The organism is Mesorhizobium sp. M1365, assembly GCF_040317865.1.
Lineage (GTDB): Bacteria > Pseudomonadota > Alphaproteobacteria > Rhizobiales > Rhizobiaceae > Mesorhizobium.
In genome coordinates, this window is record NZ_JAMYLG010000005.1 from 93,574 (window position 1) to 120,473 (window position 26,900).

General features: G+C 63.5%; 26 protein-coding genes. 13 read left to right on the forward strand and 13 right to left on the reverse strand.

From position 1 onward, the window contains the following. Nucleotides 1-11 precede the first annotated feature (11 nt). Both NKH04_RS08200 and NKH04_RS08205 read left to right on the forward strand, forming a co-directional pair. Nucleotides 12-551 (forward strand): Lrp/AsnC family transcriptional regulator, encoded by a 540-nt coding sequence (locus NKH04_RS08200; RefSeq protein WP_353044211.1) that lies wholly within the window; start codon nt 12-14, stop codon nt 549-551. Nucleotides 552-753: 202 nt separating this feature from the next. Beyond that, nucleotides 754-1,017, forward strand: a complete 264-nt coding sequence (locus tag NKH04_RS08205; protein WP_353044249.1) for a sigma-70 region 4 domain-containing protein — start codon at nt 754-756, stop codon at nt 1,015-1,017. On the opposite strand, the gene NKH04_RS08210 is transcribed toward NKH04_RS08205, so the two are convergent. From NKH04_RS08210 to NKH04_RS08235, 6 genes are read right to left on the reverse strand one after another with little or no spacing between them, the layout of a single operon-like run. Beyond that, nucleotides 1,011-2,270 (reverse strand): ABC transporter substrate-binding protein, encoded by a 1,260-nt coding sequence (locus NKH04_RS08210; protein ID WP_353044212.1) that lies wholly within the window; start codon nt 2,268-2,270, stop codon nt 1,011-1,013. The genes NKH04_RS08205 and NKH04_RS08210 overlap by 7 nt on opposite strands. A gap of 48 nt (nt 2,271-2,318) precedes the next feature. After that, nucleotides 2,319-2,759, reverse strand: coding sequence for a DUF4440 domain-containing protein (locus tag NKH04_RS08215; RefSeq protein WP_353044213.1), 441 nt, complete (start codon nt 2,757-2,759; stop codon nt 2,319-2,321). Then, nucleotides 2,756-3,811: an aldo/keto reductase gene (locus NKH04_RS08220; RefSeq protein ID WP_353044214.1), complete on the reverse strand. Its 1,056-nt coding sequence runs from the start codon at nt 3,809-3,811 to the stop codon at nt 2,756-2,758. The genes NKH04_RS08215 and NKH04_RS08220 overlap by 4 nt, the downstream gene beginning before the upstream one ends. Further along, nucleotides 3,808-4,167: a TIGR04076 family protein gene (locus tag NKH04_RS08225; protein WP_352472221.1), complete on the reverse strand. Its 360-nt coding sequence runs from the start codon at nt 4,165-4,167 to the stop codon at nt 3,808-3,810. Before NKH04_RS08225 ends, NKH04_RS08220 begins: the two co-directional genes overlap by 4 nt. Beyond that, nucleotides 4,168-4,656 carry a DUF3830 family protein gene (locus tag NKH04_RS08230; protein ID WP_353014281.1) on the reverse strand — a complete coding sequence of 163 codons (489 nt, stop codon included), beginning with the start codon at nt 4,654-4,656 and terminating at the stop codon, nt 4,168-4,170. Further along, nucleotides 4,653-5,390: a GntR family transcriptional regulator gene (locus NKH04_RS08235; protein WP_353044215.1), complete on the reverse strand. Its 738-nt coding sequence runs from the start codon at nt 5,388-5,390 to the stop codon at nt 4,653-4,655. The genes NKH04_RS08230 and NKH04_RS08235 overlap by 4 nt, the downstream gene beginning before the upstream one ends. A 125-nt stretch (nt 5,391-5,515) precedes the next feature. Here NKH04_RS08235 and NKH04_RS08240 point away from each other — a divergent pair, with 125 nt between their 5' ends. The 6 genes from NKH04_RS08240 (at nt 5,516) to NKH04_RS08265 (ending at nt 10,450) form a co-directional block, all read left to right on the forward strand. Next, nucleotides 5,516-6,313: an ABC transporter ATP-binding protein gene (locus NKH04_RS08240; protein ID WP_352612206.1), complete on the forward strand. Its 798-nt coding sequence runs from the start codon at nt 5,516-5,518 to the stop codon at nt 6,311-6,313. After that, nucleotides 6,310-7,059, forward strand: a complete 750-nt coding sequence (locus tag NKH04_RS08245) for an ABC transporter ATP-binding protein (RefSeq protein ID WP_352612204.1) — start codon at nt 6,310-6,312, stop codon at nt 7,057-7,059. Before NKH04_RS08240 ends, NKH04_RS08245 begins: the two co-directional genes overlap by 4 nt. Beyond that, nucleotides 7,056-7,964 carry a branched-chain amino acid ABC transporter permease gene (locus NKH04_RS08250; protein WP_352612202.1) on the forward strand — a complete coding sequence of 303 codons (909 nt, stop codon included), beginning with the start codon at nt 7,056-7,058 and terminating at the stop codon, nt 7,962-7,964. The genes NKH04_RS08245 and NKH04_RS08250 overlap by 4 nt, the downstream gene beginning before the upstream one ends. After that, a complete protein-coding gene (locus NKH04_RS08255) occupies nt 7,961-8,938 on the forward strand; it encodes a branched-chain amino acid ABC transporter permease (protein WP_353044250.1) in 978 nt (325 codons plus the stop codon). Before NKH04_RS08250 ends, NKH04_RS08255 begins: the two co-directional genes overlap by 4 nt. After that, the gene (locus tag NKH04_RS08260) at nt 8,935-10,227 is read left to right on the forward strand and encodes an NAD(P)/FAD-dependent oxidoreductase (protein ID WP_353044216.1); all 1,293 of its coding nucleotides are present in this window, start codon (nt 8,935-8,937) and stop codon (nt 10,225-10,227) included. The genes NKH04_RS08255 and NKH04_RS08260 overlap by 4 nt, the downstream gene beginning before the upstream one ends. A 76-nt stretch (nt 10,228-10,303) precedes the next feature. Continuing rightward, on the forward strand, nt 10,304-10,450 hold the full coding sequence (locus NKH04_RS08265) for a hypothetical protein (protein WP_352452379.1): 147 nt from the start codon (nt 10,304-10,306) through the stop codon (nt 10,448-10,450). A 51-nt stretch (nt 10,451-10,501) separates the two neighbouring features. Here the strand turns inward: NKH04_RS08265 and NKH04_RS08270 are convergent, their stop codons facing one another. The 6 genes from NKH04_RS08270 to NKH04_RS08295 form a co-directional block, all read right to left on the reverse strand. Beyond that, nucleotides 10,502-11,338, reverse strand: a complete 837-nt coding sequence (locus tag NKH04_RS08270; RefSeq protein ID WP_352451585.1) for a GNAT family N-acetyltransferase — start codon at nt 11,336-11,338, stop codon at nt 10,502-10,504. Nucleotides 11,339-11,343: 5 nt separating this feature from the next. Then, complete coding sequence (locus NKH04_RS08275; protein ID WP_353044217.1) at nt 11,344-12,084, reverse strand: aspartate/glutamate racemase family protein; 741 nt, start codon at nt 12,082-12,084, stop codon at nt 11,344-11,346. Nucleotides 12,085-12,086: 2 nt separating this feature from the next. Continuing rightward, nucleotides 12,087-12,905 (reverse strand): ABC transporter permease, encoded by an 819-nt coding sequence (locus tag NKH04_RS08280; RefSeq protein WP_352451583.1) that lies wholly within the window; start codon nt 12,903-12,905, stop codon nt 12,087-12,089. A gap of 4 nt (nt 12,906-12,909) precedes the next feature. Further along, a complete protein-coding gene (locus NKH04_RS08285) occupies nt 12,910-13,821 on the reverse strand; it encodes an ABC transporter permease (RefSeq protein ID WP_352612193.1) in 912 nt (303 codons plus the stop codon). 197 nt (nt 13,822-14,018) lie between these two features. Further along, a complete protein-coding gene (locus NKH04_RS08290) occupies nt 14,019-15,308 on the reverse strand; it encodes an ABC transporter substrate-binding protein (protein ID WP_352472208.1) in 1,290 nt (429 codons plus the stop codon). Between the two features lie 36 nt (nt 15,309-15,344). Then, nucleotides 15,345-16,433, reverse strand: a complete 1,089-nt coding sequence (locus NKH04_RS08295) for an ABC transporter ATP-binding protein (protein WP_353044218.1) — start codon at nt 16,431-16,433, stop codon at nt 15,345-15,347. Nucleotides 16,434-16,691: 258 nt separating this feature from the next. Between NKH04_RS08295 and NKH04_RS08300 the strand changes: the two genes are divergently transcribed. From NKH04_RS08300 to NKH04_RS08320, 5 genes are all read left to right on the forward strand, one after another. Next, on the forward strand, nt 16,692-17,405 hold the full coding sequence (locus tag NKH04_RS08300) for a GntR family transcriptional regulator (protein ID WP_023676076.1): 714 nt from the start codon (nt 16,692-16,694) through the stop codon (nt 17,403-17,405). A 1,033-nt stretch (nt 17,406-18,438) separates the two neighbouring features. Next, complete coding sequence (locus NKH04_RS08305; protein WP_353044219.1) at nt 18,439-19,824, forward strand: di-heme oxidoredictase family protein; 1,386 nt, start codon at nt 18,439-18,441, stop codon at nt 19,822-19,824. Next, a complete protein-coding gene (locus tag NKH04_RS08310; RefSeq protein WP_353044220.1) occupies nt 19,821-21,251 on the forward strand; it encodes a putative sulfate exporter family transporter in 1,431 nt (476 codons plus the stop codon). Before NKH04_RS08305 ends, NKH04_RS08310 begins: the two co-directional genes overlap by 4 nt. A gap of 36 nt (nt 21,252-21,287) precedes the next feature. After that, nucleotides 21,288-22,010 (forward strand): phosphoadenylyl-sulfate reductase, encoded by a 723-nt coding sequence (locus tag NKH04_RS08315; RefSeq protein ID WP_353044221.1) that lies wholly within the window; start codon nt 21,288-21,290, stop codon nt 22,008-22,010. 437 nt (nt 22,011-22,447) lie between these two features. Further along, complete coding sequence (locus NKH04_RS08320; RefSeq protein ID WP_353044222.1) at nt 22,448-25,696, forward strand: AfsR/SARP family transcriptional regulator; 3,249 nt, start codon at nt 22,448-22,450, stop codon at nt 25,694-25,696. A gap of 52 nt (nt 25,697-25,748) precedes the next feature. Here the strand turns inward: NKH04_RS08320 and NKH04_RS08325 are convergent, their stop codons facing one another. Next, nucleotides 25,749-26,846, reverse strand: a complete 1,098-nt coding sequence (locus NKH04_RS08325) for a lactonase family protein (RefSeq protein WP_353044223.1) — start codon at nt 26,844-26,846, stop codon at nt 25,749-25,751. Nucleotides 26,847-26,900: the final 54 nt, after the last annotated feature.

The following is a 26,900-nucleotide window of genomic DNA, read 5'->3' on the forward strand; positions in this document are numbered from 1 at the left end:
GGAATTTTAATATGGATGAAGAAACAGATGGCATTCCGCAGAACAGGCCCGCCGCCCGCGATATCGATGCAACCGACCGAAAAATATTAGGCGTTCTGGTCGACGACGCCACGATCAGCTATGCCGAGCTCGGCGACCGCGTCGGCCTTTCACCGCCGGCAGCCCATGAACGCGTCAAGCGCCTCCGGCGCAGCGGCGCCATCCGCAACACCGCGGTCATCATCGATCCCAAGGCGGTGCACAAGCCGCTGCTTGCCTTCGTCCATATCGACACAAAGGGGTGGGGAAAGACGCCGGAGCTGATGGCAATCTCCGAACACCCCGAAGTCGAGGAGATCCATTCGGTGGCCGGCGACGCATGCATGCTGATCAAGGTCCGCACCGAGGACACGCGGGCGCTCGAGGGCCTGCTGTCGCGCCTCTACGAAACACCCGGCGTCACCTCGACCCGAAGCTATGTGGTCCTGTCGACCTATCTCGAGCGGCCGGTGCAGCCGGGGATAACGACGGAATGGCCGACCCCCCGGCATATGGCCAAGCCGCTTTATTAGCTCAAACGATTCTCACGCGTATCCAAAGTCGAACCGGAAACGTCTCAGGCAAGCATCCTGTGGTCATCCGTCGGGCCGGTTCGTTTGCGCCGGTTCTTGGATCCGACTGGATGCCTGTTGCGCAACCGGAGACACGCGATGAGAAAATTGATCGTGGGCAGCTTCATTTCGCTGGACGGCGGGCCAGGGCGCGGATCGCGCCATCGAGCGGCTGGTGATCCATCTGCCGCCCAAGGAGCGCGCCTGCGTCCTGCTCAAGGATGTCTTCGACTATTCGCTGGAAGAGATTGCCGATCTCGTCGGCTCGACCGTGGGTGGTGTCAAAGCTGCGTTGAACCGAGGCCGCTCTGGGCTGGTGCGGTGGTCGTTTCCAGGCCGGCCTGACCGGCAACAGGACATGCAAGTGTCCGGCATCAAGCTCAATGGAATGGGATCGATGCCGGACAAGACATGGGCGGCTTACTGAAGCTTCGCCTGCAAGGCGTTGACGTCATCCGTCGTCATTTCGCCGTCGGTCGTCACCTTGCCGTCGACGATCTTCCAGAGGCGGAACGGGCCGGTGATGTCGCCGTATTTGTCGAAGGCGACCGGGCCGATGACGCCTTCGTAGCGGATCGGCTTGCCATCCTTGATCAGGCCGAGCGCCTTAGCGAACTCGTCCTTGCCGGCATAGATCGGCGTGCCGGCCGGGTCGACCGCCTTGTATATCGCCTCCTTGATCTTGGCTGGATCCTCGGAGCCCGCAATGGCGATGGCCAGGCCGACGATGGCGCCGGCATCATACGACCGGTCGGCCGCCGGGTTCGACGGTTCGATGCCCGAAAATTCCTTGTAGTTCTTAGTGAAATACTCGGTCGATGCGGTCGGGCTGGTGCCGGAGGAAGTGCCGTACGCATCCTTCAGATAATCCGCGCCAACGGATTCGATGAAGTCCGGGCTGTTCATGCCGTCATTGAGCAGGAATTTCTGGACACCGCCCTGCGAAATCCAGGTGCGGGCGATGGTTGCGCCGTCGACAGGCGTGCTGACGAGATAAAGCCCGTCGGGCTCGCCGGCCATCGCCGCCGTCACTTCCGAGGCATAGCTCGACTGCTTTTCATTGTAGGGCGTGTCGGAGACGATGGTGCCGCCGAGTGCCTTATAGGCGCGCGAAAATTCCGCCACCATGTTGACGCCGAAGTCGTTGTTGACGTGGATGACCGCCAGCTTCTTGAAGCCTTTGTCGATGGCATATTTGGCGGCGGCGACGCCCTGCAGCGCATCAGATGTGATGGTGCGGAAGAAGATGCCGTTGGTCTTGCCGTCGCGCCCGAGCGCCGTCAGCGTCGGCGACGAGGAAGCAGGCGACACCTGGACTATCTTGGCCGGAGCGGTGACCGAGGTCAGGATCGGGATCGACACCGAGGAGATGATGCCGCCGATGATCACTGGCACCTTCTTGACCTGCACGAGTTGCGTCGCGGCGTCGACCGCAATGTTGCCCTGGCTCTGGCTGTCGCGCGTGTCGGTTGCGAGATCGCAGCCGCGGACGCCACCCGCATCGTTGATGTCGCGGAAGGCCATCTCGACCGATTTGGCGCCGGCCTGGCCGTACTCGCCGGCCGGGCCTGTCAGTTCCATGACGAGGCCGACGGTGATCTTGCAATCGGCGGCTTGCGCTGCGCCGGCCGCTGTCAGCAGTGCGAGCGCGGTGGTGATCTGAAGTATGGTCTTTTTCATTGCTGTTCCCCTTTCGTTACACGACTCTCATTGATGTCTTGAGCCTGTTCAGCCTTCCGGCATCTGCAGCCAGGTTTCATGCAGATATCGCCATTCGACGCCGTTGGGCGCCGATGAACTGGTGGTGAAAACGGCACTTGAGCGGCGGCGGCTATGCTTGCCGGCGCGCTGCTGCGCTTCGATGTAGCTGACGACGATCGTGTCGCCTTGTTGCCAGCCGGCCCGGATTTCCTCGATCGAGATGGTGAAATTGCCGTCACAAGTGGCGCGGCTTGCCCTTACATGGTCGAGCACCGCGTCACGATCGAGGACCTGGCCATCCGGCACAACCATGCAGAAGCCTTCGCCCATGACGCGTTCGAAGCGCCTGAAATCTGCATTGTCCGCACTCGCCGCATTGAACCAGTCGACGAAGAAGCGGTGGAGATCGGCCACCTCGGCGCTGGCGCGGGAAAGCAAGGAGGGCTTTTCGTCCATGGCCGCGTTCATTTCCTGCCTGCATTCAAATTGTAATGCATGATCGAGCCGTGGCGGCCGTGACGGTCGCGTTCCAAAGTGTAGACGTCGCCCAGCGGCCCACGGCTTTGCGCGATCACGGCAGCGATCCTCGCCCGGTCGTCGGCATCGAGCGCGACGTCCATGATTCTGGCATTGGCAAGGGCGTGCGCCTGGTTGCGGGCGCCGACGATGACGGCCGCCACTTGCGGCTGCTCCAGCACCCAGGCGCTGGCGATGGTGGCGATATCGACGCCGTGGCGGTCGGCGACGGCCTTCAGTGTGCGAAGCAACTCCTGGAAAAGCTCCCAGCCACCAAAGTCGTCAATGATCAGCTTGTATTTGACCAGCGATCGGTTTTCGAGCGGCGTCTGCGGCTCGGCAGCGCCAAGCCATTTTTCGCTGAGGAAGCCGCCCGCCACCGAACCGTAGCAGAGGAAACTGACGCCGTGCCGGCTGGCGAGCGCTGCAAGGCTGTTGGCTGGCCGCTGGTCGAGCACCGAGTATTGCAATTGCTGGCTGACCAGCGGCACACCGGCGGCCAGGATCTCGGCCAACCGCGGCGTGTCGAAGTTCGTGGTGCCGATGTTGCGCACCTGGCCTTCCCCGCGGATTTCGTTGAGCCAGCCCATCGCTTCGACATAGCCGGGCAGCGCATAGTCCCACCAGTGGAACTGCACGAGATCGAGCCGCTCGGTCTTCAGCCGCCGCAGCGACTGCTCGACGATGCTGCTGATGTAGTCGCGGCTGATCGTGGAAAGCCGTTCGAGGTCAGGCACTAGCTTGGTGTGCACCTTCATCTTGGCGGCAGCATCAAGGCCACGCTCATTGGCAAGGCGCAGGCGTGCCGCGCCGATCAGCTCCTCGACACCGGTATAGATATCGGCGCAATCATAGGTCCTGATGCCGGCGTCGAAGGTGGCGATCAGGTCGGTTACCGCCTGTTGGCGGTCGATCGCGCCGTGCCCGCCGGCAAGCTGCCAGCCGCCGCGAATAACGCGCGAGATCGTATAGCCGGGGCTGAGCTCGAAAGCCTTGGCGGTCATCTCCGGTCATTCTCCTTCGGCAGCGGCACCGCCGTCGTTTCGGCATGGCTGAACCGCCGCTTGCCGGTCCTGACGATCCTCAGCCGGCTGGCACAATTGGGATCCGGACAAGCGATCTCGGCGTCCGACGTCATCCAGTCGTTCCTGTGGGTCGGGCGCTGCTTTGCGGCCAGAAGCGGCAACACTGCCGCAATGGAATAGATCGAGAAACCTTGCCCCGCTGGCATCGACAGCATCTCGCCCTTCAACTCGAAATAGTCGCCGGGCTTGGCGCCGCAATAGATCGGCTTGCCCTCGGGGATAACCGCCTCGACGCGAAGGTCGAAGAGCTCAAAACTGTCGTCGGTCTCAGCCATTCAGATCTCCACCCGGGTGAAGGTGATGTCGCAGGCACCGTTGCGGCGGATCACGCCACAAGCGGCTGCGAATTTATCGCGATCCTCAGGCACCACCTGCGCGACGACGCTTCCGGCAAGCCAGCCGATCGGGAACAGCAGGCGTGCACCCGCTCCGTAGAACAGGCCGACGTCAAAGATGGCATTCGGGTTGCCGCCCCACATGCGCGGCGGCACGTAGGACAACACGATGTCGCCCGGCTGCGGCGTCAGCGTTGCGTTCTCCGCCGGCAAGGGCCTGGCATAGGTTTGGCCCTCAAGTTCGGCTGATGGAACCGGGCAGGAGATTTCCGGCCCCGTCCACATAGCATGGATGCCGGCAACGACGCGCGGCTGCTCGAGATACGCCAGCAGGAAGGCAGCGTTGTCGGGCGCCTTTTCAGGCAACAGCAGCGCGGTCACGGAAAGCTTCGAGCGTGGCTCGGTGATGCTGATGCCAGGCGCCGTCATGCCCTCAATCCTTCCTTGCTTGTGGATTGGAGCTTGTCGCGCAGAAAGTCGAAGGGCCGGCTGATATCGGCCACCAGCGCCTCGCGCGCCGCTTGCGCATCCTGCCTCGCAAGCGCTGCGACAATGCTGCGGTGGTAGTGGGCCGTATCGACCTCGCCGGCGTCGGAGAAGGCGTAGATGGCAACGCGGATGCAAGGCCCCGATTGCAACCAGAGGCTCTCGATCATCGGGATCAGCACGGCGGAACCGCAGCAACGGTAGATCTCGAAATGGAAGCTCTGATTGAGCGTGGCCTCGCGGTCGATATCCTTCTTGTGCTTGAGCGCGCGCATCTCGTCCCATTGCCCCAGCATGGCTTCGACCGAAGCGATCTGGCGCGCGTTCATGCGCGTGGCGGCCAGGGCGATCGCTTCGCCCTCGATCAGGGAGCGGGCGCGCAAGAGGTCGTCGATGCGCTCCAGCGTGATCGGCGGCACGCGCACCGAACGGTTGGGAAGCGCCTCCAGCGCCTTCTCGGTGATCAGCCGTCCGAGCGCCTCGCGCACCGGCATGGTGCTTGTGACCAGCGCGTCGGCGAGGCCGCGGATGGTTAGCACCTGGCTCGGCTCGAAAAGGCCGCCGATCAAGGCGCGGCGCAGCTCCGAATAGACGCGATCCTGCACGGTCTCGCGGCCGACCGGCGTAAGCTGGGCTGCGATCACCTCATTGTTCTTTTCGATGGCGGCCTTCTGCATGGGCAATCCCGGTCTTGGCCGTTTTCGGCTTGCGGAAGAAATTAAAGCCGAATAGCGTGATCAAAGCAAGTGTGATCACAAATCAAATCATTGGCGGCGAAGATCGCTTTCGGCCTGAGGGATTGATGGGCGACACGACGGAACGGCAGGAGGAGATCCGCACGCCGGTTCTGACGGCCAGGAACGTCGTCAAGCGCTTCGGCGGCCTCGTCGCGGTCAACAATGTCTCGTTTGACGTCCGGCCGGGTGAAATACTCGGCCTCATCGGCCCGAACGGCGCCGGCAAGACCACGATGTTCGACCTGCTCGCCGGCAGCATTCTGCCGACCAGCGGCGAAATCCTCCTCAATGGCGTATCGGTGTCGGGGGAAGCAGCCCATCGCCGCATCGGCCGCGGCCTTGGCCGCACGTTCCAGATCCCCCGGCCCTTGCCTAACCTGACGCTGATCGAAAACGTCATGCTGGCCGCGCAAGGACAGACTGGAGAAAAACTGCTCGCCAATTTCCTGACGCCCCGGCGGGTCGCTGCCGAAGAAAGGGCTGCCGAGACAAGAGCCGTCGAACTGCTCGAGCTCGTCACGATCGCTCACCTCGCGCACGAACCTGCGCGCGTGCTTTCAGGCGGCCAGCGCAAGCTGCTCGAGTTGGCCCGCGTGATGATGGCCGACCCGGCGATCATCCTGCTCGACGAGCCGGCGGCCGGGGTCAACGCAACCCTGCTCGAGATCATTATCGATCGCATCCGCGACATCAATGCGCGCGGCATCACCTTCCTGCTGATCGAGCACAATATCGACATGGTGACGCGGCTTTGCCACCGCGTCCTGGTCATGGCAAGCGGCCAGCTTCTGTGCGAAGGGACTCCGGAGGAGGTGGCGCGCGACCCGCGCGTCATCGAGGCCTACCTCGGAGGCACGGCATGAGCCAAAAGGTACTCGATGTCCGCGATCTCGAAGCCGGCTACGAGCCTGGCGTTCCGATCGTGCGCGGCGCTTCGATCACCGTCGACCAGGGCGAGATCGTCGTCGTTCTCGGTCCCAACGGCGCCGGCAAGTCGAGCCTTATCAAGGCCATCGCCGGCCTTGTCCCGATCACCGGCGGCGCGGTGCTGCTGGACGGCAAGGATATCACGGCGTCGCCCGCTCACATCATGGTCCGCCTTGGCCTTGCCTTCGTGCCACAGACAGAGAACATCTTCCCGCTGATGTCGGTCGAGGACAATCTCAGGGTAGCATGCGGCATCCTGAGGCCGCGCGAGGTCCCAGCCCGCATCGAGGAAATGTATGCGGCCTTTCCCGATCTCGCCCGTCAGCGCAGAACGGCCGCGGGCAATCTGTCGGGTGGACAGCGGCAGATGCTGGCTGTCGCCCGGGCGTTGATCGTCCATCCCAAGGTGCTGGTGCTCGACGAGCCGTCGGCCGGCCTGTCGCCGAAGTTCGTGGCGACGGTGTTCGAGATGCTGGCCGGCATCCGAAAGTCCGGCGTCACCATCCTGCTGGTCGAACAGAACGCCAAGGCAGCGCTTGCCATTGGAGACCGCGCCTATGTGCTGGTTGAGGGCAAGGAGCGGCACCAAGGCGTCGCCTCCGAGCTCTGGAGCGACCCGGTCGTGGCTGAACTCTATCTTGGCCAGCGCCGCCTCGATCTTGGACAAGGAAGCGCGGCATGAACCTGCAATTCGTCGTCGACGGACTGCTGGCAGGCTCGATGATCGGCCTCGGCGCCATCGGCGTGACACTCACCTATTCGATCCTGCGCTTCTCGAACTTCGCCCATGGCGACTTCATGGCCTGGGGCGCCTATGCGACGCTCGCCGTGGTTGGCGCCATTGGCGCGATTTTCGGCAAGATCGCGCCGATCGCGCCCCTCTCCTTCGGTTGGCCGCTGATCGTCGCGCTCATCATCGGCATGGCGGCCACCGGCCTGCTGGCGCTGGTGCTCGACATGGTGCTGTTCGCGCGGCTGCGGGCCAAGGGCCAGGCGATCATCGTGGTGATGGCGAGCTTCGGCGCCTCGATGGCGCTGAGAAGCCTGCTCGAATTCATCTTCACCTCGCGTCCGACCTATTTCAGCCGGGCGATCCAGATCGCCATGCCGATAGGTTTCGGCATCCGCATCACCCCGGACCAGATCGCGCTGCTGCTGCTGACCGCCGTGCTGGTGCTCGGCGTGCATCTCCTGATGACGCGGACCCAGACCGGCCGCTCGATGCAGGCATTGAGCCAGAACGCGGCACTTGCCCGCATCGTCGGCATCGACGTCGCCAGGGTGGTGCGCGTCACCTGGATCATCGGCGGCGCGCTGGCCTGCGTCGCCGGCGTCATGATCGGCATTCTCATCCAGGTCCGCCCGTTCATGGGTTTCGAGATGCTGCTGCCGATGTTCGCGGCCGCCATCCTCGGCGGCATCGGCAGCGTGCCTGGCGCCGTTCTCGGCGGCCTGATCATCGGCATGGCCGAAGCGGCTGCCGTGCATTTGATCGGCGCCGAATGGCGGGCAGCCGTCTCGTTCATCATCCTGATGGCGGTGCTGTTCGTGCGGCCCATCGGCCTTTTCGGAGCGAGGGAACGCTGATGGATCTGCTCGGCTACGGCGCCTTCTTCCTGACCACCGCGCTGATCTTTTCGCTCATCACGCTCGGGCTCAATCTGCAATGGGGGCTGACCGGGCTTTTCAATGTCGGGGTCGCTGGTTTCGTTGCCATCGGCGCCTACACCTCGGCGCTGCTGACCACGCCCGACGATGCCGCGCGCCTGGGCGGCTTCGACCTGCCGATCCTTATCGGCTGGCTTGGCGCCATGCTGTTGGGCGGCGTCACCGCCGCCATCACCGGCATTGCCACGCTACGCCTGAGATCGGACTATCTTGCGATCACTACTTTCGGCGTCGCCGTCGTCGTGCAACTGATAGCGCTCAATGCCCAGAAGCTGACCGGCGGGCCGTTCGGCATCGGCTTCATTCCGCGTCCGTTCGGCGGTCTTGCCGAAACGCCGTTGCTGTTCAACCTTTCGAACCTTGCGATCGTCTCGGTAGTGACGCTGATCGTCTATCTCGCGCTGGAGCATCTGTCGCGCAGCCCGTGGGGGCGCGTGTTGAAGGCGCTTCGCGAGGATGAGCGGGCCGCGATATCCCTAGGCAAAAGCGCACGGTTCTACCGCGTCCAGGCCTTTGCCGTCGGTGGCGCCATCATGGCGCTTGCCGGTGCGCTGCAGGCGCATTTCACCGGCTTCATCGCCCCGGACAATTATTTGCCGGCGCTGACTTTCCAGGTCTGGGTGATGCTGATCGTCGGTGGCTCGGGCAGCAACATCGGCGCCGTCATCGGCAGCATCCTGGTCTGGGCGATATGGGCCGGATCGGGAGCCTTGACCAGTATGTTGTTCTCGCCGGAACAGCAGGCCCGCGCCGCTTCGCTGCAGATCGTCGCCATCGGCGTGATGCTGTGCGTCATCCTTCTGGTCAGGCCGAACGGCCTGTTTGGCGACAGGCCGCGGCGTCCAAGGTTCGGCAAGCGTGCACGCGTGGCCCCCAGCGAGAGCGGCTCATGAACGCTGTGACCCGGCCGCACGGCATTTCCCTTTGGCATGCCGTCAGCCGCGGTCGCCGCGACCGGCCCACCCTCGAAGGCGCACTCGATGTCGATCTGGCAATTGTCGGCGGCGGGTTTTCAGGCCTTTCCACCGCGCTGCACAGTGTCGAGAAAGGCATCTCGGTTGCCGTCCTCGAGGCGGAAATCATCGCCTGGGGGGCAACCGGCAGGAATGCCGGCTTCGTCGTGCCGAATTTCGCGAAAAGAGACCCCGACGACATCATTGCCCAGCTCGGGCCCGAACGCGGCGAACGCCTTGTCGATTTCGCCGCCGGCAGCGCCGACCTCGTCTTCGACCTGATCAGGCGGCATGCCATCGAATGCGATGCCGTCCAGAGCGGCTGGATACAACCAGCCCATTCACCGGCCGCTTTGCAAAAGACCAGATCGCGCGCCGAACAATGGGCACCACGCGGAAGGCCGGCTGTTGCGCTGGATAGACAGGCGGTCGAAGGGCTGACCGGCGTTCGCGGTTATCTCGGCGGCTGGATCGACAGATCGGGTGGCGTCCTCAATCCGGTCGAATATGCGCGCGGATTGGCCGACGCGGCGGAAAAGGCCGGAGCGCGCATCTTCGAGCATTCGCGTGTCGCGTCGATCGATCACATAGGCGATGGTTGGGCTTTGAAGACGGCCTCCGGTTCGGTGCGTGCCGAAAAAGTGCTGGTCGCCACCAATGCCTATGGCGGGCCGCTGAACCGCACGCTTGAGCGAACCTACATCCCGCTGAAAATCTTCCAGATCGCGACGGCGCCGCTGCCGCGTGAAATACGCACTCGCCTGCTTCCTGGCGGGCAAGGCGTCGGCGACACAAGACGCAATCTCTTCACCTTCCGCTTCGATGGCGAAAACAGGCTGATCACCGGCGGCATGCATGTTTTTGGCCCCGGTGCCGACACGCGGGTGCCGCGGGCGATCTGGCGGCGGCTTGCCGGGCATCTCGATCTCCCGGACATCCCGCCGCTTGAATACAGCTGGTCGGGGATGGCTGCCGTCGAGCCCGACTTCCTGCCGCACCTCGTCGATCTCGGCCCCGGGCTGATCGCCGGCTTGGCGTGCAACGGACGCGGCATCGCCATGACCACTGCGATGGGCAAGGTGCTTGCGGATTGGGCTGATGGAACAAAGCCTCAGGATTTGCCGCTGCCGTTTGCGCCGCCGTCGCCGATCCCGTTCCATAGCCTGATGCGGCATGCACCAAACATGGTGCTCCCCTGGAGCATGCTGCGCGACCGGCTGGATGGCTGATCGACGTGCGTCTCCGGCCGCCGTCCTGATACCCGAACTGCTAGACTCGCCCACATCATATTGTTAACGACAGCGGATGAAGCAGAACTATCTTTATCTCATCATCGGCGCTTTGGCCGTCGCCGTTATTGCGTTGGGGATTTACGTTTATCGCGAGGAGACTAGGCCGAAAGGCGTGGAACTTCGCATCGACGATTCCGGCATTTCAGTTCAGGAAAAATAGACCGCGTAGTCCTGTTGCCCGGCTTTGCACTGGAAGTCGGCTTGTACCGCCTCACCCCAACTCCAACGTCGTTATCGCAAAAACTCCGGACTGCTTGAGCTGCGGCGCCTTTCCCTTGTACATCCGAGCCGTCTCGAAGCCCGGTTGAAGGCCTGCGGACGACAGCAAGTCTGCAAATTGCCGGCTGGTTTCGGGAACGTCGAGATGGACGTTTCCGGGACCGGACATGTGCGCGAGCGCGGCGAAGAGATGGCTTGCCGCGTCCAGGCTGTCGGCAAAGAGCGGGCCGATCTTGCAGCCGTCCCGGCATTGGCGCGCGACGCCGTATCCCGCAATGGCGCCGTGCTTGAGGATCGCAAGCGCCATATGCGGCGGGCGCAGCCAGTGTTCCAGGAAGGATCGCCTCGGGCCGGGAAAGAAGCGGCGGTCATAGTCCAGTATGTCCGGCACGAGTTCCGGCCCTATGGCGCGAATGTCGTTGCCGACTGCTGCCGGGACATTCGGTGACCCCATGAACCGGATCGTCCGGTAGGCCGGTGCAAAACCCATGCTGCGGTAGTTGGCCTGCTGTTCGACGACACCGTCGAGGCCGATCGTGCGCTTGCCGAGCCGCGCCGTGCCGGCATCCCAAACGACCTTGCCATGGCCTTGGCCACGCTTGTCCGGCCGGCAGATGTAGAGGCCGATGAAGCCGAAACCGTCGCCATAGGCAACGGCCGAAATGCCGGCCGCCATCTCGCCATCGATAAAGGCGCCGATGAAGCCCTGCGGGTCGGCTGCCTGAAACAGCGCGGCATCGTTAAGGCCGGGATTCCAGCCTTCCGCCGCCGCCCAATCGACTAGGGTTTGCACTTCCTCACGTGCGAGCGTTCGGATCGTTCGGGGCATTGCGATCACTCGGCGGCGCCAGGCGCGAAGGATTTCAACGCGCCATGATAAGACTTTGCCAACGGGCTTGCATAGGCGCCGCGCTTGGATGTCGTCAGGCCAAGGGCGATCAATGCCTCGGCCTGTTTCACGGCAGCGCCCACGCCGTCGATGACCGGAAGCCCGAATTCCCGCTGCAGCGCCGCCGCCAGATCGGCCATGCCGGCGCAGCCGAGCACGATCGCCTCGGCGCGATCCTCGTCGATGGCGCGCGCAATCTCGTTGCGCAGCCTGAGCAGTGCGTCGGACGCCGGATCTTCGAGGGCAAGAACCGGGATGTCGGCGGCGCGCACACGCGCGCGCCCTGCCATGCCATAGCGCTGCACCAACCCTTCGACCGGCACGCGCGAACGTCCGGTGGTGGTGACGACGGTGAAGCGCTGGGCGATGAACGAGGCCGTGCTGAGCGATGCCTCGCAAATGCCGATGACCGGAATGTTGGCCATGGCGCGCGCGGCATCGAGGCCGGTGTCGTCGAAACAGGCAATGATCGCGGCTTGCGCGCCCGAGCGTTCGCCGGCGGCGATCTCGACCAGCAGGCCGGGCACGGCAAGTGCTTCATCGTAATAGCCTTCGATCGATACAGGTCCCATCGACGAGGTGACGGCAACGATCTTCGTCGATTGAGCAGCGACCGATCGGGCCGCCGCCGCGATAGTGCCGGTCATGCTGGCGGTGGTGTTTGGATTGACGACGAGGATGTGCACTGTCAGGCACGCTCGCGGCGGCGGCCGACATAGACGATTGCGCCGAGCGTCAGCAGGATCACCAGGAAGGAAAATACGGTCGTCACCGTGCCCAGCGCATAGAGCACCGGCGTCGTGACATTCGTCGTCATGCCGTAGATTTCGAGCGGCAACGTATTGAACGTGCCCGAGGTCATCAGCGTGCGGGCAAACTCGTCATAGGAGAGGGTAAAACCAAACAGGCCGACGCCGATCAGGCTGGGTGCGATCATCGGCAGGACGACATGCGCGAAGGTCTGCCACGACGATGCTCCGAGATCACGCGCGGCTTCCTCGTAGGCCGGCGAGAACCGGTTGAAGACGGCAAACATGATCAGCACGCCGAAAGGCAAGGTCCAGGTCAGATGGGCGCCGAAAGCGGAGGTGTACCAGGCTGGGCGGAAGCCGATCTGCTGGAAGACGACGCCGATGCCGAGACTGATGATGATCGACGGCACGACCAGGCTGGCGACGGCCAGATAGAACAGTGCGGTTGCGCCGCGAAATTTCTGCCGGAAGGCCAGGCCGGCGAGCAGCGACACGGCGACAGTGACGACCATCACCATCAGGCCAAGGACGAGCGAGCGTTTGAAGCTGCCGCCGAAGTCGCCGACCGCCTGGCGCTCGAACAAATTGGCGAACCAGTGCAGCGACACGCCATTCAGCGGAAATGTCAGACCGCCGTTCTCGCCCTGGAAAGAGAGGATCAGGATCGCCGAAAGCGGGCCGTAGAGGAACAACACGAAAAGACCGAAGAACGCCGCCAACACATAGAATTCGAGGGTGCGCTTGTCCTGGCTCATCGCCTCACAGCTCCTTGCGGATGTCGACGATGCGCAGGATGCCCGCGACCATCAGCAGCACCAGCACCAAGAGCACGACGGCGTTGGCGGCGGCTGCCGGATATTGCAGCAGCGACATCTGGTTCTTCATCATCAGCGCGACGGAGGCGCTCTGCCCGCCGGACATCACCTGCACCGTCGAGAAGTCGGCCATCACCAGGGTGACGACGAAAATGGTGCCGATCGCCATGCCGGGCTTGGCGAGCGGAATGACGACGTTCCACAGAACCTGCCAGCCGGAAGCACCGGCGTCGCGCGCGGCTTCTATCAACGACTTGTCGATGCGCATCAGCGTGTTGAAGATCGGCGTCACCATGAACAGCGTATAGAGATGCACCATAGCCAGCACCACGGCGAATTCGGAATAGAGCAGCCATTCGATCGGCTTCGGGATCAGCCCCATTTGCACCAGCGTCGAGTTGACCAGGCCATTGCGGCCAAGCACCGGAATCCACGAGATCATGCGGATGATGTTGGAGGTCAGAAACGGCACCGTGCAGACAAGGAACAGCACCATCTGCATGGCCGTGGTCCTGATATGGAAGGCAAGGAAATAGGCGACCCAGAAACCGATGAACAGCGTCAGCGCCCAGACGATGGCGGCGTATTTCAGCGTATTCAAGTAGGTTTTCCAGGTGACCCAGGAGCCGAGCGTGTCGGAATAATTGGTGGTCAGGAAATCCGGATACATCGCCGCGAAATCGTAATCCCAGAATGAGACCACGGCGATCATCAGAATTGGCAGCAGGAGGAACGCGCCGAGAATCAGCGCCAGCGGTGCCGCCTGGAGATAGGGTGCGACTCCGGCAAAGGAGCGCCTGCGTCTGGCAGGCTTTGCAGACGTAACGTGCGTGGATTGTTCGAGCGCTACTGCCATCTATATCTCGGTCGAGGTCGGCGATGCGACTGAGGGGTGTTCCCTTCTCCCCCTGTGGGAGAAGGTGGCCGAGCGAAGCTCGGTCGGATGAGGGGTGTTCCAGCTTGGCACCAACAGTGCTCCGTCCAGCACCCCTCAACCGTCTTGGCGCTGCGCGCCAATCCACCTTCTCCCACAAGGGGAGAAGGCAGAGGGCATCAAGCAGCGATGAACTCGTTCCAGCGCTTCACCATGTAGCGGTCCTCGTCCATGACCGAGTTCCAGCAGGCGACCTTGCCCATGCGCTCTTCGAACGAGCCGCCGTCACGCACGGCGCCAGCCTTTTCCATGACCTTGCCGTCCGGCGACAGGATATCGCCCTTTGCCGGCTTGCCTTCGATCCAGTAGCCCCACTCGTCCTCGGACATGAACTTCTTGGCCGACACCATGTTGGCCGAGTAATAGCCCTGACGGTTGAGATAGCCGCCAACCCAGCCGGACGTGTACCAGTTGATGTATTCATAGGCGGCATCGAGTTCGGCGCCGGAGAGATGGGCTGCCAGGCCAAGCCCGCCACCCCAGGACCGGTAGCCTTCCTTGAGCGGCTGGAACCGGCACGCGATGCCCTTGGAGCGGACCGCGGCCACGGCCGGCGACCACATCGACTGGATTACGACTTCGCCTGAAGCCATCAGGTTGACGCTCTCGTCGAATGATTTCCAGAAGGCGCGGAACTGGCCGGCTTGCTTGGCCTTGATCAGGAAGTCGATCGTCTTGTCGATCTCCTCCTTGGTCATGTTGCCCTTGTCGGCGTATTTGATGTTGCCCGTTGCCTCCATGATCATCGCCGCATCCATGATGCCGATTGACGGGATGTTGAGGATGGCGGTCTTGCCCTTGAAGGCCGGATCCATGATGTCGGCCCAGGTGGTGATATCGCGGCCGACGAGGTCGGGGCGGATGCCGAGCGTATCGGCATTGTAGATCGTCGGCACCATGGTGAACCAGTTGGTCGGCGCCTTGGCGAAGACCTTGCTGTCCTGCGCCTCGACGTAACCGACGGTATGCGGCGCGGTGCCCTGGGCAATGACGCTGTCCGGCGTCAGCTTGCCGGTTTTGAACAGCGGCACCAGCTCGTCGTAATATTTCAGCTTGCTGACATCCATCGGCTGCAGGACGCCTGTCGGGAACACCTTCTTGCAGATCCAGTATTCGATGTCGGCGATGTCGTAGCTGTCGGGCTGCGTCACGGCGCGCTGCGCGGCGGCGTCGGAATCGGTTGCTGTCATCTCCAGCGTGATGCCGAGGTCGGCCTTGCACTTGTCGGCGATGGCATTGAGGTTGGATACGCCGGTGCCGAACTGGCGCAGCGTGATGTTCGATTGCGCCCAGATGGTCGGAAAGCCAGATATGGCGCCGGAACCGGCGGCGAAACCGACGGCGGCGGCACCTGTCTTGAGCAGCGAACGTCGCGATATTCCAGTCTTCTTGTCGGTGGTGTTGGTCATGTTCAGTTCCCCTGTTTTGGTTGGTTATGCTGGATTTCAGGAATCGAGACGGCCAAGGACGATCGCGTCCTCGGCGTCCCAGGCGATCGGCACTGCGTCGCCGACGGCAACCGGCCTGGCGAAGAAGCTGGTGTCGTCGACGATCACCGTGAAATCCTCGATGCCGGCGCCATTGACCGAGAGCTTCACGGTCGAACCGCGGTACTCGACGTTTGCAATAATGCCGGTGAAGCCGAGCCCGGCTGCCGGCGGCTCGCCGATGCGCACGTGGTCGGTGCGAATGGCGATGTCGATGGGTTCCCCGGTCTCCCTGCCCTGCCCGCTGGCGGCGAACGTGACGCCGCCGGGCACATTGAAAACGACCATGCCGTCGCGACTGCCGGCGACGCGCCCGGAGATGACATTGTGGTCGCCCATGAAACGAGCGACGAAGGCCGTGGCCGGCCGCTCGAACACCGTGCGAGGGTGCGCCGCCTGCTCGATACGGCCGTCGTTCATCACCACGATCAGGTCGGCCAGCGCCATCGCCTCTTCCTGGCTGTGGGTGACGTGGACGAAAGTGATGCCGAGCGACGTCTGCAGCTTCTTCAGTTCGGCTCGCATGCGGATCTTCAGGAAAGGATCGAGCGCCGAAAGCGGTTCGTCGAGCAACAGCGCCTCGGGATCGGTGATCAAGGCGCGCGCAAGGGCAACGCGCTGCTGCTGCCCGCCGGAAAGCTGCGCCGGGCGGCGGCTGGCATAGGCCTCCATCTGCATCAGCTTCAGCATGTCGAGCGCCTTGGCGCGGCGCTCCTCCTTGCCGACGCCTTTCATCTTCAGGCTGAAGGCGACGTTGTCGATCAGGTCGAGATGCGGAAACAGTGCGTAGGACTGGAACATCATGGCAGTGCCGCGCCTGGCCGGCGGCAGGTCGGTGACCACTGTGTTGCCGAGACGCACGTCGCCACTCGATATGCTCTCGTGCCCGGCGATCATGCGCAGCGTCGAGGTCTTGCCACAGCCGGACGGACCGAGCAGGCAGCAATAGGTTCCGGCAGGGATTTTCAGGCTGATGCCTTCGACGGCAGTCGTCGCGCCATAGACTTTCGAAACGGACACAATGTCGATTTCGGCGGCTTTGGACATCCAGCTTCCCCTTTGGTCGGATTAGCCAAAGCATCATGCGTGCCAGTTGCGCACCGCCGCACCAACTGACTGAATCCTCGAAGAAATCAGGGCCGCCTCTATGTAGCTGCCGATACGTCGGCCTTGTGCAATGCACAAATTATAGGCGATTGCCGCCGATCTCCGCAAAGATCGTATGCAATCTTTTTCATCTCTGTATTCACTTTGTCTCTCGTCCAAGCGATGCGATTCAGGGTAGAAGAACGCAGGACCACTGCCATGAACATTGCCGACCAGACCTTCCCTGCTATCGAGGCCGCCAACGAGGATCGCGCGCAGGCGATCCGCGACCAGTTGCGCGACGCGATCGTCGATCGCCGGCTGGCGCCGGGAACAAAGCTTTCCGAAGGCGAAGTCGGCACGCTGTTCGATGTCAGCCGCACCGTGGCGCGTGCCGCACTGCAGATGCTTTCCTTCGAGGGATTGGTGCGCACCGAGCGCAATCGCGGCGCCTTCGTCGCCAATCCGTCGCCGGAGGAAGCGCGGCAGGTTTTTGCTTCGCGCCGGCTCATCGAACCAGGCATCGCGATCGCCGCCGCCGGACGGATGACGCCGGCGCATGTCGCCGCGTTCAAGGCCCAGCTCGACGAAGAAGGCCGTTTCATCGCCGAACGCGGACCGAACGCAAGGCGATCGGAGATCAAGGCGTCGGGGGATTTTCACCTGCTTCTGGCGTCGGTCGCGGGAAACGTCATCCTGCAGCGCTTCATGGAGGAATTGGTCGCTCGTTCATCGCTGGTGATCGCACTCTATGGCCGCTCGGGCATCTCGAGCTGCGGCCACAACGAACACACGCAGATCCTCGAGGCGCTGGAAAATGGCAATGCCGAACGCGCCAGCGCGCTGATGCTGCACCACATCGACCATATCGAGGCCGACCTCGATTTGCGCGTCAGGAGCGGCCCGGCACTCAGGCAGGCGCTCGAGTTCTGAAAATTTGCCGTTCGCGGCAACCTCGCCATGCCCATAATCACCTTTGCCCGACAAGCGCTTGCCTTGCGAAGCGCGCGCGGCCGCACGCCTTCCCCCAAAGCGCAAGATACGGCCGGCGGTTGAGGTGCCGTACACGATACGTAAGTGCACCCGCTCAATGATTGCGTCGAGATAAGCGCCACATGCTCGGGGCCGCATGTAGACGCATCGAGGTATCGAGCCGGGGATGTCGCAATGCGCAAGGGCCTTGCCGCGGTGCTTATGGATTTCGTCAAAACTCGTCGGTCGCGAGGAAGCTGCGCCTCGCTGGACCTTTCGTTTGGCCGGATTATCTCCGGAATGACAGCGGTGTCTTTCATCTTGCTGTCGACGGTGGGCTTCACCAGCGATCACATCTCCGCCTGGCGCCTGGGCGCCCGTATCGTCGCCGTCGGGCTGCCGGGCGTGGCCGGCGTGCGCGAGGTGGGGCGTTTCCATAATGGCGGACCGATACCGGGAAATCCGGAATTCCTGCTGACCACGCGCGAAGGACGTGTGCTCGATCCGCTTAGGGTTCTGGTCGCGGTAGGCAGCAATTTAGGCGCGCCACCAGGCGATCTAGTATTCAAACCTGGCGCGATCCTGTCAATCGATCCGCGCGGCGACAAATCGGGCACGATCCTGGTTCCGCAGGATCTCACCGACCAAGATCTAGCCGACTATGGCGGACCGAGCCCAGTCCAGCTCTACACGGCGCAGAGCGAGCCATTCCTCAACCGGCGCTACAATGGCCAGGCTCGAACGGCGCGGCTGGCGGCGGCATCCGGACCGCGCTACATCTCGATCAACAACGCCTTTGGAAGGCCCTGGATCGCCAACGCGCCGAACGGATTGGCCGGCGAAGGCAGCGTCACCGTCGTCGACCCCGACGGAGCCCCGCTCGACAATGCGCCAAGCCGCGAGGCCGGCGGCGTGTTCGCCGGCCGGTCTACCGATCGCAAACAAGCGCAGATCGCTCAACCCACTGGATGGCTGGCGCGCGGCTGGCTGGCCAATGGATGGCTGGCGAAGCGGCCGGGCAAGCGGCCAACTGACGCCCGGCGGGCTGCAGACCGGTGCGCTCGGAACGGCGTTTCTCGGCCCGTCACCGGACGGCAGCGGATTTGCCGTGTTCGCCGCGGTCACTGCGGACGGCAGCGTGGTCCAGATCCATGTCCAGGACGGTGTCGACGGCCTGGCCGGCCCTGGCACGGTGAGCATGGGCCGCAACAGCGGCGACGATCCCGGCGTCATCGGCATTGCCTTCAAGTGGAATCCGGACCGTGTTCTCTACATCGCCGACCCCGGCCGCGACCGGCTGGTGCTGCTGAAACTGCAAGACGACCGGCGGCATTTCACGGTCGCCGGGGCTGGCATGGTCTCGCTGCCGGAATTCGATCGTCCAGTCGACATCGCCGCCGCTGTCCCCGAGATCGCCAATCCGCACTTTTCGAGCCATACGACGCTTGCCGGCGGGTCGGACCTGTTCGTCGCCAATCGCGGCGACGGCTCGCTACTGCGCATAAGCCAGGACGGCCAGCTTCTCGCCCGAGCGACGATCGACATCCCTGGCCTTGGGCCTCTCGGCGGCGATCGCCTGCGAGCCATCGCAACGTCGGCGGACGCGCAGCGGATCTGGATAACGATAGGCGGCGAGCTTCCCGGATTTCCCGGCCGCGACGGAGCGCTGCTCGAGGTTCCTGCTTTTGACGAGCACGGCGTGTCGGCGACGGCCCAGCAGACGCAAAATGCTGCCGCCAACCCCGATCTCGCCGCTCGCGGAAGGGAGCTGTTTCAGACCGATTTCACGCCGCGGACCGGTCTTGGACCATTGTTCAATGCGACGTCCTGCCTGTCCTGTCATCCCGGCCCCGGCGGTGCGAGCGCGGATGAGAACCGTTTCGCGCGCAGGATAGCCCATATGGATCCGGGATCCGGGCGCACGGTCCCGATCGATCATCCCAACAGCCCGGTCGCCCGGCGCTACATGCTGCGCGATGGTGCCGGCATCGCGGCTGAACCGGCTGCACTGCCGCAGCAGGCCAATGTCATCTCGCTGCGCATGCCGCCCAGCCTCTACGGCGTCGCTGGCATAGACGACATACCCGACAGCGTCATCGAGGCGCAGGCAGTCAGCAAAGGCGACGGGATCAAGGGCCGCCCGCACTATGTCCTCGATGCCAACGGCGCGACGCGCGTCGGCCGCTATGGCTGGAGGGCCGACATTGCGGTCCTCGAAGAGATGGTCGCCGACGCTTTCACCAGGGAGCTCGGCATCACCAGCGTCGTCTCCGGCCACAGCGGGACGGACACGCAACCCGTCGAACAAGGGTCCGGAGAGATCGAGGCGGTGGCTGCCTATCTGCGAACGCTCACCCCGGCCGAGGAGGCCAGGCGATGAGCATCGCCCTGACGTTTTCGCATGCGCCGGAACAAGCGCACTCGATCTTGCCCGGTATAGCCGTGGCGGCCGCGCTCGCCCTTGCGGGCGGCTGGATTGCCGGCGGATTGGGCGAGCCGCTGTCGCGCAATCCGGTCCTCGTCGCCATGCTCTTCGGGCTGCTGATCGGCAACAGCTTTGCCTGCCCCGACGTCCTGCGCCCGGGGCTCGACTTCACCAAGCGCTACCTGTTGCGCCTGGCGGTCGTCCTTGTCGGCTTCCGCATCACGACGCGACTGTTCCTCGATCTCGGGCTGATGCCGCTCGCGGTGGCGGCCATCGAACTGATCCTGGTCGCGGCTTTGCTCTACGCCATCGCACGTAGGCTGTTCAGGCTGGAGGCCGAGATCGCGTTGCTGGTCGCGGTCGGAAGCGCCGTCTGCGGCGCAGCCGCCATTCTCTCAGTGGCTGCGCTGATGCGCGCACGCGACCAGAGCGCGGGGGTTGCGATCGCCCTGATCACGCTCAGCGGCACCGCGGCGCTGCTCGTCTATCCCGTGATGTTCCTGGGCGGCTGGCTGCCGCATCTCGACGACCGGCTCTACGGCGTGTTCGTCGGCGCGAGCATCTTCGAACTGGCGCAGGTCTACGGCGCCTCCTTCGCAGTCTCGGACGGGGCGCTGAACACCGCTACCCTCGTCAAGCTCAGCAAGGTGCTGATGCTCATCCCGCTTCTGCTGGCCATCGGCACGTTCTTTCGCGGCCGCAAGAGCGCGCCCGGAGCAACGCCGATCCCGTTCCCGTGGTTCATCGTCGCCTTCATCGGCGTGGTGATGCTCAATTCGCAAATCACGCTCGATCCGCAACTGCGCCGCGGCATTCTCGACGTCGACCAGTTCCTGTTCCTGATGGTGATGGTCGCGCTCGGGATCACCACACGCATCGGCCGTCTCGCCGAAGCCGGCGGTGCGTGGCGCCTGATCGGCCTCGGCTCCAGCGGAGTGCTTTTGTCGGCAACCCTGGCCTATGGCGCACTGATCCCGTTCTCGGCCGGCTTCCCGGCCTCGCCATCGGTCTCGAGCGAAAGCGCAATGCTGGCCAGCGATGGCGGAAGGCTCTTCGCTTTGGTCGGCTGCGCCAAATGCCATGTGCCGGCGCTGGCGGGCGCAAAAGGCGAAGTCAGGCTCTACTCGGACCTTTTACTGCACGACATGGGATCGGCGCTCGACGACAAGATCATCCAGGGTAACGCCATCGGCGCCGAATGGCGGACAACGCCGCTGGTCGGCATCCGCCTGCGCCAGCGCTTCCTGCATGACGGCCGCGCGACCACACTGCGCGATGCAGTGTTCGCGCATGGCGGCACGGCGCAGATCGTCCGCGACCGCTTCTTCGGCCTGGACGAGGCCGACCGCCAGGCGATCCTCGATTTCGTGAGCAGACTATGAACCGGCCGCGTCACGCCAAAACCGGACCGAATCGCCATGCATGAAGGCATCATCGCGGAGCTGAACCATCTCGACGGACCCGAGCTGCTGGCGCCACTCGTCACCGACTTGTTCCGCGGAAAGGTAGCGCTCGTCTCCTCATTTGGCGCGGAATCTGCGGTGTTGCTGCACATGGCCGCATCGATCGACAGGTCGCTCCCCATCATCACGCTCGATACCGGAAAGCTGTTTGCGGAAACGATCGCCTATCGTACGCAATTGACGGCCTTGCTCGGCCTCACCGACGTGCGCATCGTCACGCCCCGGGCAAATGTCCTGCGGGTGCTCGACGGCTCTGGATCGCTGCACCGCAGCGATCCGGACCGGTGCTGCCACATCCGCAAGGTGCTGCCGCTCGAGAAGGCCCTGAGCGGTTTCAAGGCCTGGATTTCCGGCCGCAAGCGCTATCATGGCGGAGTTCGCACGGATGTTGCGACGCTGGAAGAAACTGACGGACGCCTGAAGATCGAGCCGCTCGCCCGCTTCACCCGGCAGCAGATCGAGGTCTATCTCGACCATCATCGCCTCCCCCGGCATCCGCTCATCGAAAAAGGCTATTTCTCGATCGGTTGTGCGCCCTGCACCGTCGCGTGCGGCAGTGCGGACAATCCGCGCGCGGGCCGCTGGAGCGGATTGTCGAAAACAGAGTGCGGGATCCACCGGTCGCCCCTCCCCTCGCACAATCCGGTCCCGTCCGCTTCCCGATTTCCGGTTGCGTAAGGCACCGAAGACCCGGGCGCCCAACAAGCCTTGAAAACTAGGCACGCTTGCGAAAACTGGGAGATCAATCGCCGGGAAACTAGGTGACCGTACCGATGTGCGCGGATGCCACTGCGCACAGGATGAGCTCGTGCGTTTGGAAAGGACTGCCAGGCAGCCCATGAGCTTGCCAATCGGAGGGAATAGCCATGATCAGGTCTTCTACCGGATTTGGAGCCGACGGTCGAAGACCGAGTGCGAGGTTCGCCCGCCGTCCATTGCCCAGTTTCAGGTTGCGCAACCATCGAGATCCGCCCTCCCGGGATCAGCCAGTGCCGCTTCATCTACGAAGCCCCCACGAATTGTCGCATGACTGCGCCAGGCTAACGTCAATCGGATCGGCGGGACGGTCATGGCAGCACGACCGTCGCTCGATGATTGGTCGAGCGGGAGCCCCCATGGCCGCCTTAGACGCCTTTGAAGCCGATGCGACGCAACCGCTCTCGGGCACAGGCCGGATCGCCAAGCTGGCGGCGCCGCGCAGCGCCAGGATATTGAGGCGGAACCGCGTTCTCGAAGCGATCGATCGGGTGTCGCGGTCGAGCGTATGCTGGGTGGCGGCACCGGCCGGCTACGGCAAGACGACCGCGGTCATCGATTATCTCGAAAGCGTCGAGGCGCCGCACATATGGTACCGTGTCGACGAGGGCGACCAGGATATAGCGCGGTTCTTTCAATATCTGGCGCAGTCGCTGGACTCAGTCTCGGCTGGAGACATGCCGGTCTTCGGCGTCGAGTATGCCGAGCAGCCGAAGGAGTTCGCCAGGCGCTTTTCCAGAGCCTATTTCGCTCGGCTAAAGCCTGGCACAATTCTGGTGCTCGATGATTTGCACGACGCCGATACCGCAGAATTTCGGGCGGTGCTTTCCGAGATGTTCCGTGAACTTCCTGACACCGTCCGCTGCATCTGTGTCTCACGCACGCTGCCCCAGGAGCAATTGGGCGACCTCATTCTCAAGGGCAAAATGGCTGTCATCGACCGCCACGCGCTCGAATTCTCGACCGCGGAAGCGCGCGATCTCGTCCACCTGCGTTCGAGGGACGCCGCTCGGGTCGATGTCGAGGCGGCGCGCGGTTGGGCGGTCGGGCTCGTCCTGCTCGCGGACCAAGGCACCAAAGCCGGACTGGACGGCACAACGGAGACGGTCCTCGGCGGGCAGAATGTGCTGCCCGACGTTCTCGGTCGTCATTTCTTCCTTTCCCTTCCCTCCGTCGACCAGGACATGCTGCTGAAACTCAATCTGCTGCCCGAAATCAGCGCCGGGTTGGCTGACGAGATGATCGGGTCGGGCGAAGCAGGAAAGCTGCTCGACAGGCTCTACAGGCGACAGTTTCTGGTCACGCGCTCGGAAAACAACCGCGATATCTTTCACCTTCATGACCTCTTGCGCGACTTCCTCGAGCGTCGTTTCGCACAACAAATTGCCAGGGAAGAGCAGCAATCGCTCCGGCGAAAGGCGGCGAAGGTCCTTGCGGGGGCGGGCCGTCATGACGAAGCCATACGCCTCGCCTTACAGGCCGACGACTGGGACCAAGCGAGCGACCTGCTGCTGAGCCGCGCAGAGGACTTGCTGGCGCAAGGGAGCCGCGCGACCTTCATCGAGTGGTGCGGCCGATTGCCGGAAACCATCATGAATGGCTGGCATTTCTATTGGCTGGGCGTGGCCCACATGCCCGACGACGCTGCGGCGGAGCGTTGGCTGTCCAAGGCGTGGCAAGCCTTTGGCGAGGCCGACGATCTGCGCGGCCTGTGCCTCACTGTGTCGCGGGCGGTGTTGGTCAAGACTGCCAGCTGGCGCACCTACGAAGGTCTGTCCATGTGGACGCGACGGGCGTTCGAGCTGATCGAACGCGGGCTTCCGGAACTACCTTCCGAGGAAGCGATGCTGGTACGCATTGGCATGATGCGGGCGCTGAACTTCGGCGACGACTGCTATCGCAGCAGCCCCGCCGGACAAGCACTCGAAACCGAACTCCTGGAGCGGTTGACCCGGAATCCCGAGCACGATCCGAGCGGATTGCGGCTGCTTGCCAGCGAAACGCTGATCGATCTTTCGGTATCGACCATGCGCGCCGATCTGTTCGCCAAGGCCGTCGACAGCGTCGTTGACGATTTGAGTGACAAGAGCGTGCTGCCTTGGATTCTCGGCATGTGGCTGGTCGCCTTTGGTGCGGAAAGTGGACGTTATTTTCCCTATAAGAGAAGGGATTTTCCCTATCCGTCCGCCGAAGCGGCGTTGCGGGCGGCGATCGCGATTGGCGAGCGCGAATCGCTGAGGGGCGTGGAGTTCGGGGGGCTCTATCATTTGCAAATGCAGATGAAGGTCCGCAACGATTTTGCCGAGTTCCACCAAGTGGTCGAGCGTTTGGCCGAGATCGCCGACAGCCGTTTCACCACGCAGGTCGCCGTCGTCGCCGATTGCCACGCCGCGCTCCATGCCAGGCAAGGCGATTTCACGGCCGCTTACCAGGATTGCGAGCGCTTCATGACTGCCATCGAGGCGGCCAACGAGCCGATGATCGAGCGCTGGCCGCACTACATCACGCAGTTCCAGGTGCTGCTGGCGGACAGGAAGCCGCGCGAAGCCGCCGTGCTTGTCAGCGATCTGCTGCCGCGGCTGGACGGCGGCGCCCACAAGCGAACCGAGATATGCATTCTGGCAGCGGCCGCATTGGAGAACCTGTGGAGCGACGATCCGCACTATGGCGACCGGCTGCAGGCCTTCCTGGAAGCGCTGCGCGACATCAGCTGGCCAATGGTGCTGCTCAATGTCCCGGAATTGCTCGCCGAACTGCTTGGCGATGCGCTTGAGCGCGGCATCGAGCCCGAGTTCTGCCGGTCGTTGATCCGCGAACGCCGGCTCGAGCCGCCGCCCCGGCGGCCCGCCGCCTGGCCCTGGCCGCTCAGGGTCCACGTCCTCGGAGGCTTTCGGCTCGAACTCGATGCAAACCCTCTCGCGCTCGGCGCGAAGCCGCCGACGAAGGCCCTCGACATCCTGCGAGTGCTGGCGATCTCAAAGGAAAATACCTGCTCGCAGGAGACCATTCAGGACTGGCTGTGGCCCAACCTCGACGGCGACCAGGCGCGGGCGGCGTGCGACCAGGCGCTTCATCGGCTGCGCAAGCTGTTGGGACGGACCGACCTCATCGTCCAGCGCGAAGGCAAGCTTCGCCTTGCATCGGACAAGGTCTGGGTCGACCTCGCCGACTGGGAAGCACGGCTCAAGACTGTCGCAAAGGTCAATGCGGAGGGATTGCGGCCAGACGCGGAGGCGCTCTTCCATGCATTCCCGGGTCCGTTGTTGTTGCACGAGCGAACCGCTTCCTGGTCGCTCCCGGCTTGCGAGCGCGTGCGTCGCGAACTGATCGATCTTGGGCTGCGGCTCGGCCAGCGGCTGGAGGCGGCCGACCAAGCCGACAAAGCACGGGCGATATATTTAGGGGTATTGGACTTCTATCCAGATGCCGGACCGATCTGCAAAGCGCTGATAAAGGAGCAACTGTGCCGCAATGATTTCGAAGGCGCAGTTGACGAATATGAGCGCTACGAGCGCGCATTGCGTGCTGCCGGTGACGTAGCGGCCGCAGACATACGCGCGCTGGTGGCTCCCTATCTCGCGCGACGGGCGTCCCGACACTCGTATTGAAACGACACGTTCTTATGGCCATGGTACTGGCGGAATTTTCACCCGCCAGCGCTCAACGCACGATCCTCACGCACATCGGCGTGCCAATATCGATGGATCGGCCGGTGTCGGTCAGCCGGCCGGTTGCGGCATCACGGGCGAAAATCGAGATGCGGTCGGCATTCTGGTTGGCCGAGAACAGATGGCCGCCCGGGGGCGTCAGTGCCAGATTGCGCGGCGTGGCACCGCCGCAGGGCGTATAGTCGACAAGGGCAATCCTGCCGGTTTGCTGGTCGACCGAAAACACGACGATGCTGTCATGACCGCGGTTGGAGCCATAGAGGAAGCGGCCGTCAGGCGAGATCTGGATGTCGGCGCAGTGATTGCCGTCGCGCGTCTCTGGGGGCACGGCCGGCTTGCTGTCGATCACCGTAAGCTTGCCTGATGCTTCGTCCAGCGCCAGCGAGACAACCGTCGAATCCAGCTCGTTCATGACGAACACGAAGCGACCGCCCGGATGCAGTGCGAGATGGCGCGGACCCGCGCCTGGCGCAAGCGCCGACTCGGCGAGCTTCGTCAGGCTGCCGTCTGAGCCGATGCGATAGGACACCAGCCGGTCGATGCCGAGGTCAGCGACGATCGCCATGCCGCCGGCAACCGTCTCGGTTACGCTATGGGCATGCGGCCGCTCCTGGCGGGCGGGATCTGGTCCGGTCCCGCTATGGACAACGCTCGACAACGGCGCTGTCAGGCCGCCATTCTCACCCAACCCATAAACCACGACCGAGCGATCGGGGCCGCCCTCGCCCATGCCGTAATTGGCGACCAGCAGCTTGGTCCCGTCGCGCGTGATGGTGTTGTGCGCCGTGATGCTGCCCAGCGTCGGCTGCTTGTTGATGTAGGACAGCGTGGCGGTCTGCCTGTCGAAACGGTAGGCCGAGACCACCCCTTCGCGCCAGGTGAACACTTCTGAGTTGGCATAGATGTGGGAGCCGTCCGGCGTCACCGACAGGAAGGTGGGATTGTCGATGTCTCCCGTCTCGGCCAGTTTCTTCGTCTGCAGCGTCCCTTCGTCGAAACTGTAGACACCCAGCCCGATGCCGCGCGCGCCCTGAAAATACGGGGCGTCGCGATTGAGGCTGCCGACGAAAATCAGACAGGCATTCTGCATCACTTCCTCCCTTGTTCCGCCGGCATTGGCCCCAACGGAGCAGGCAAAATTTCG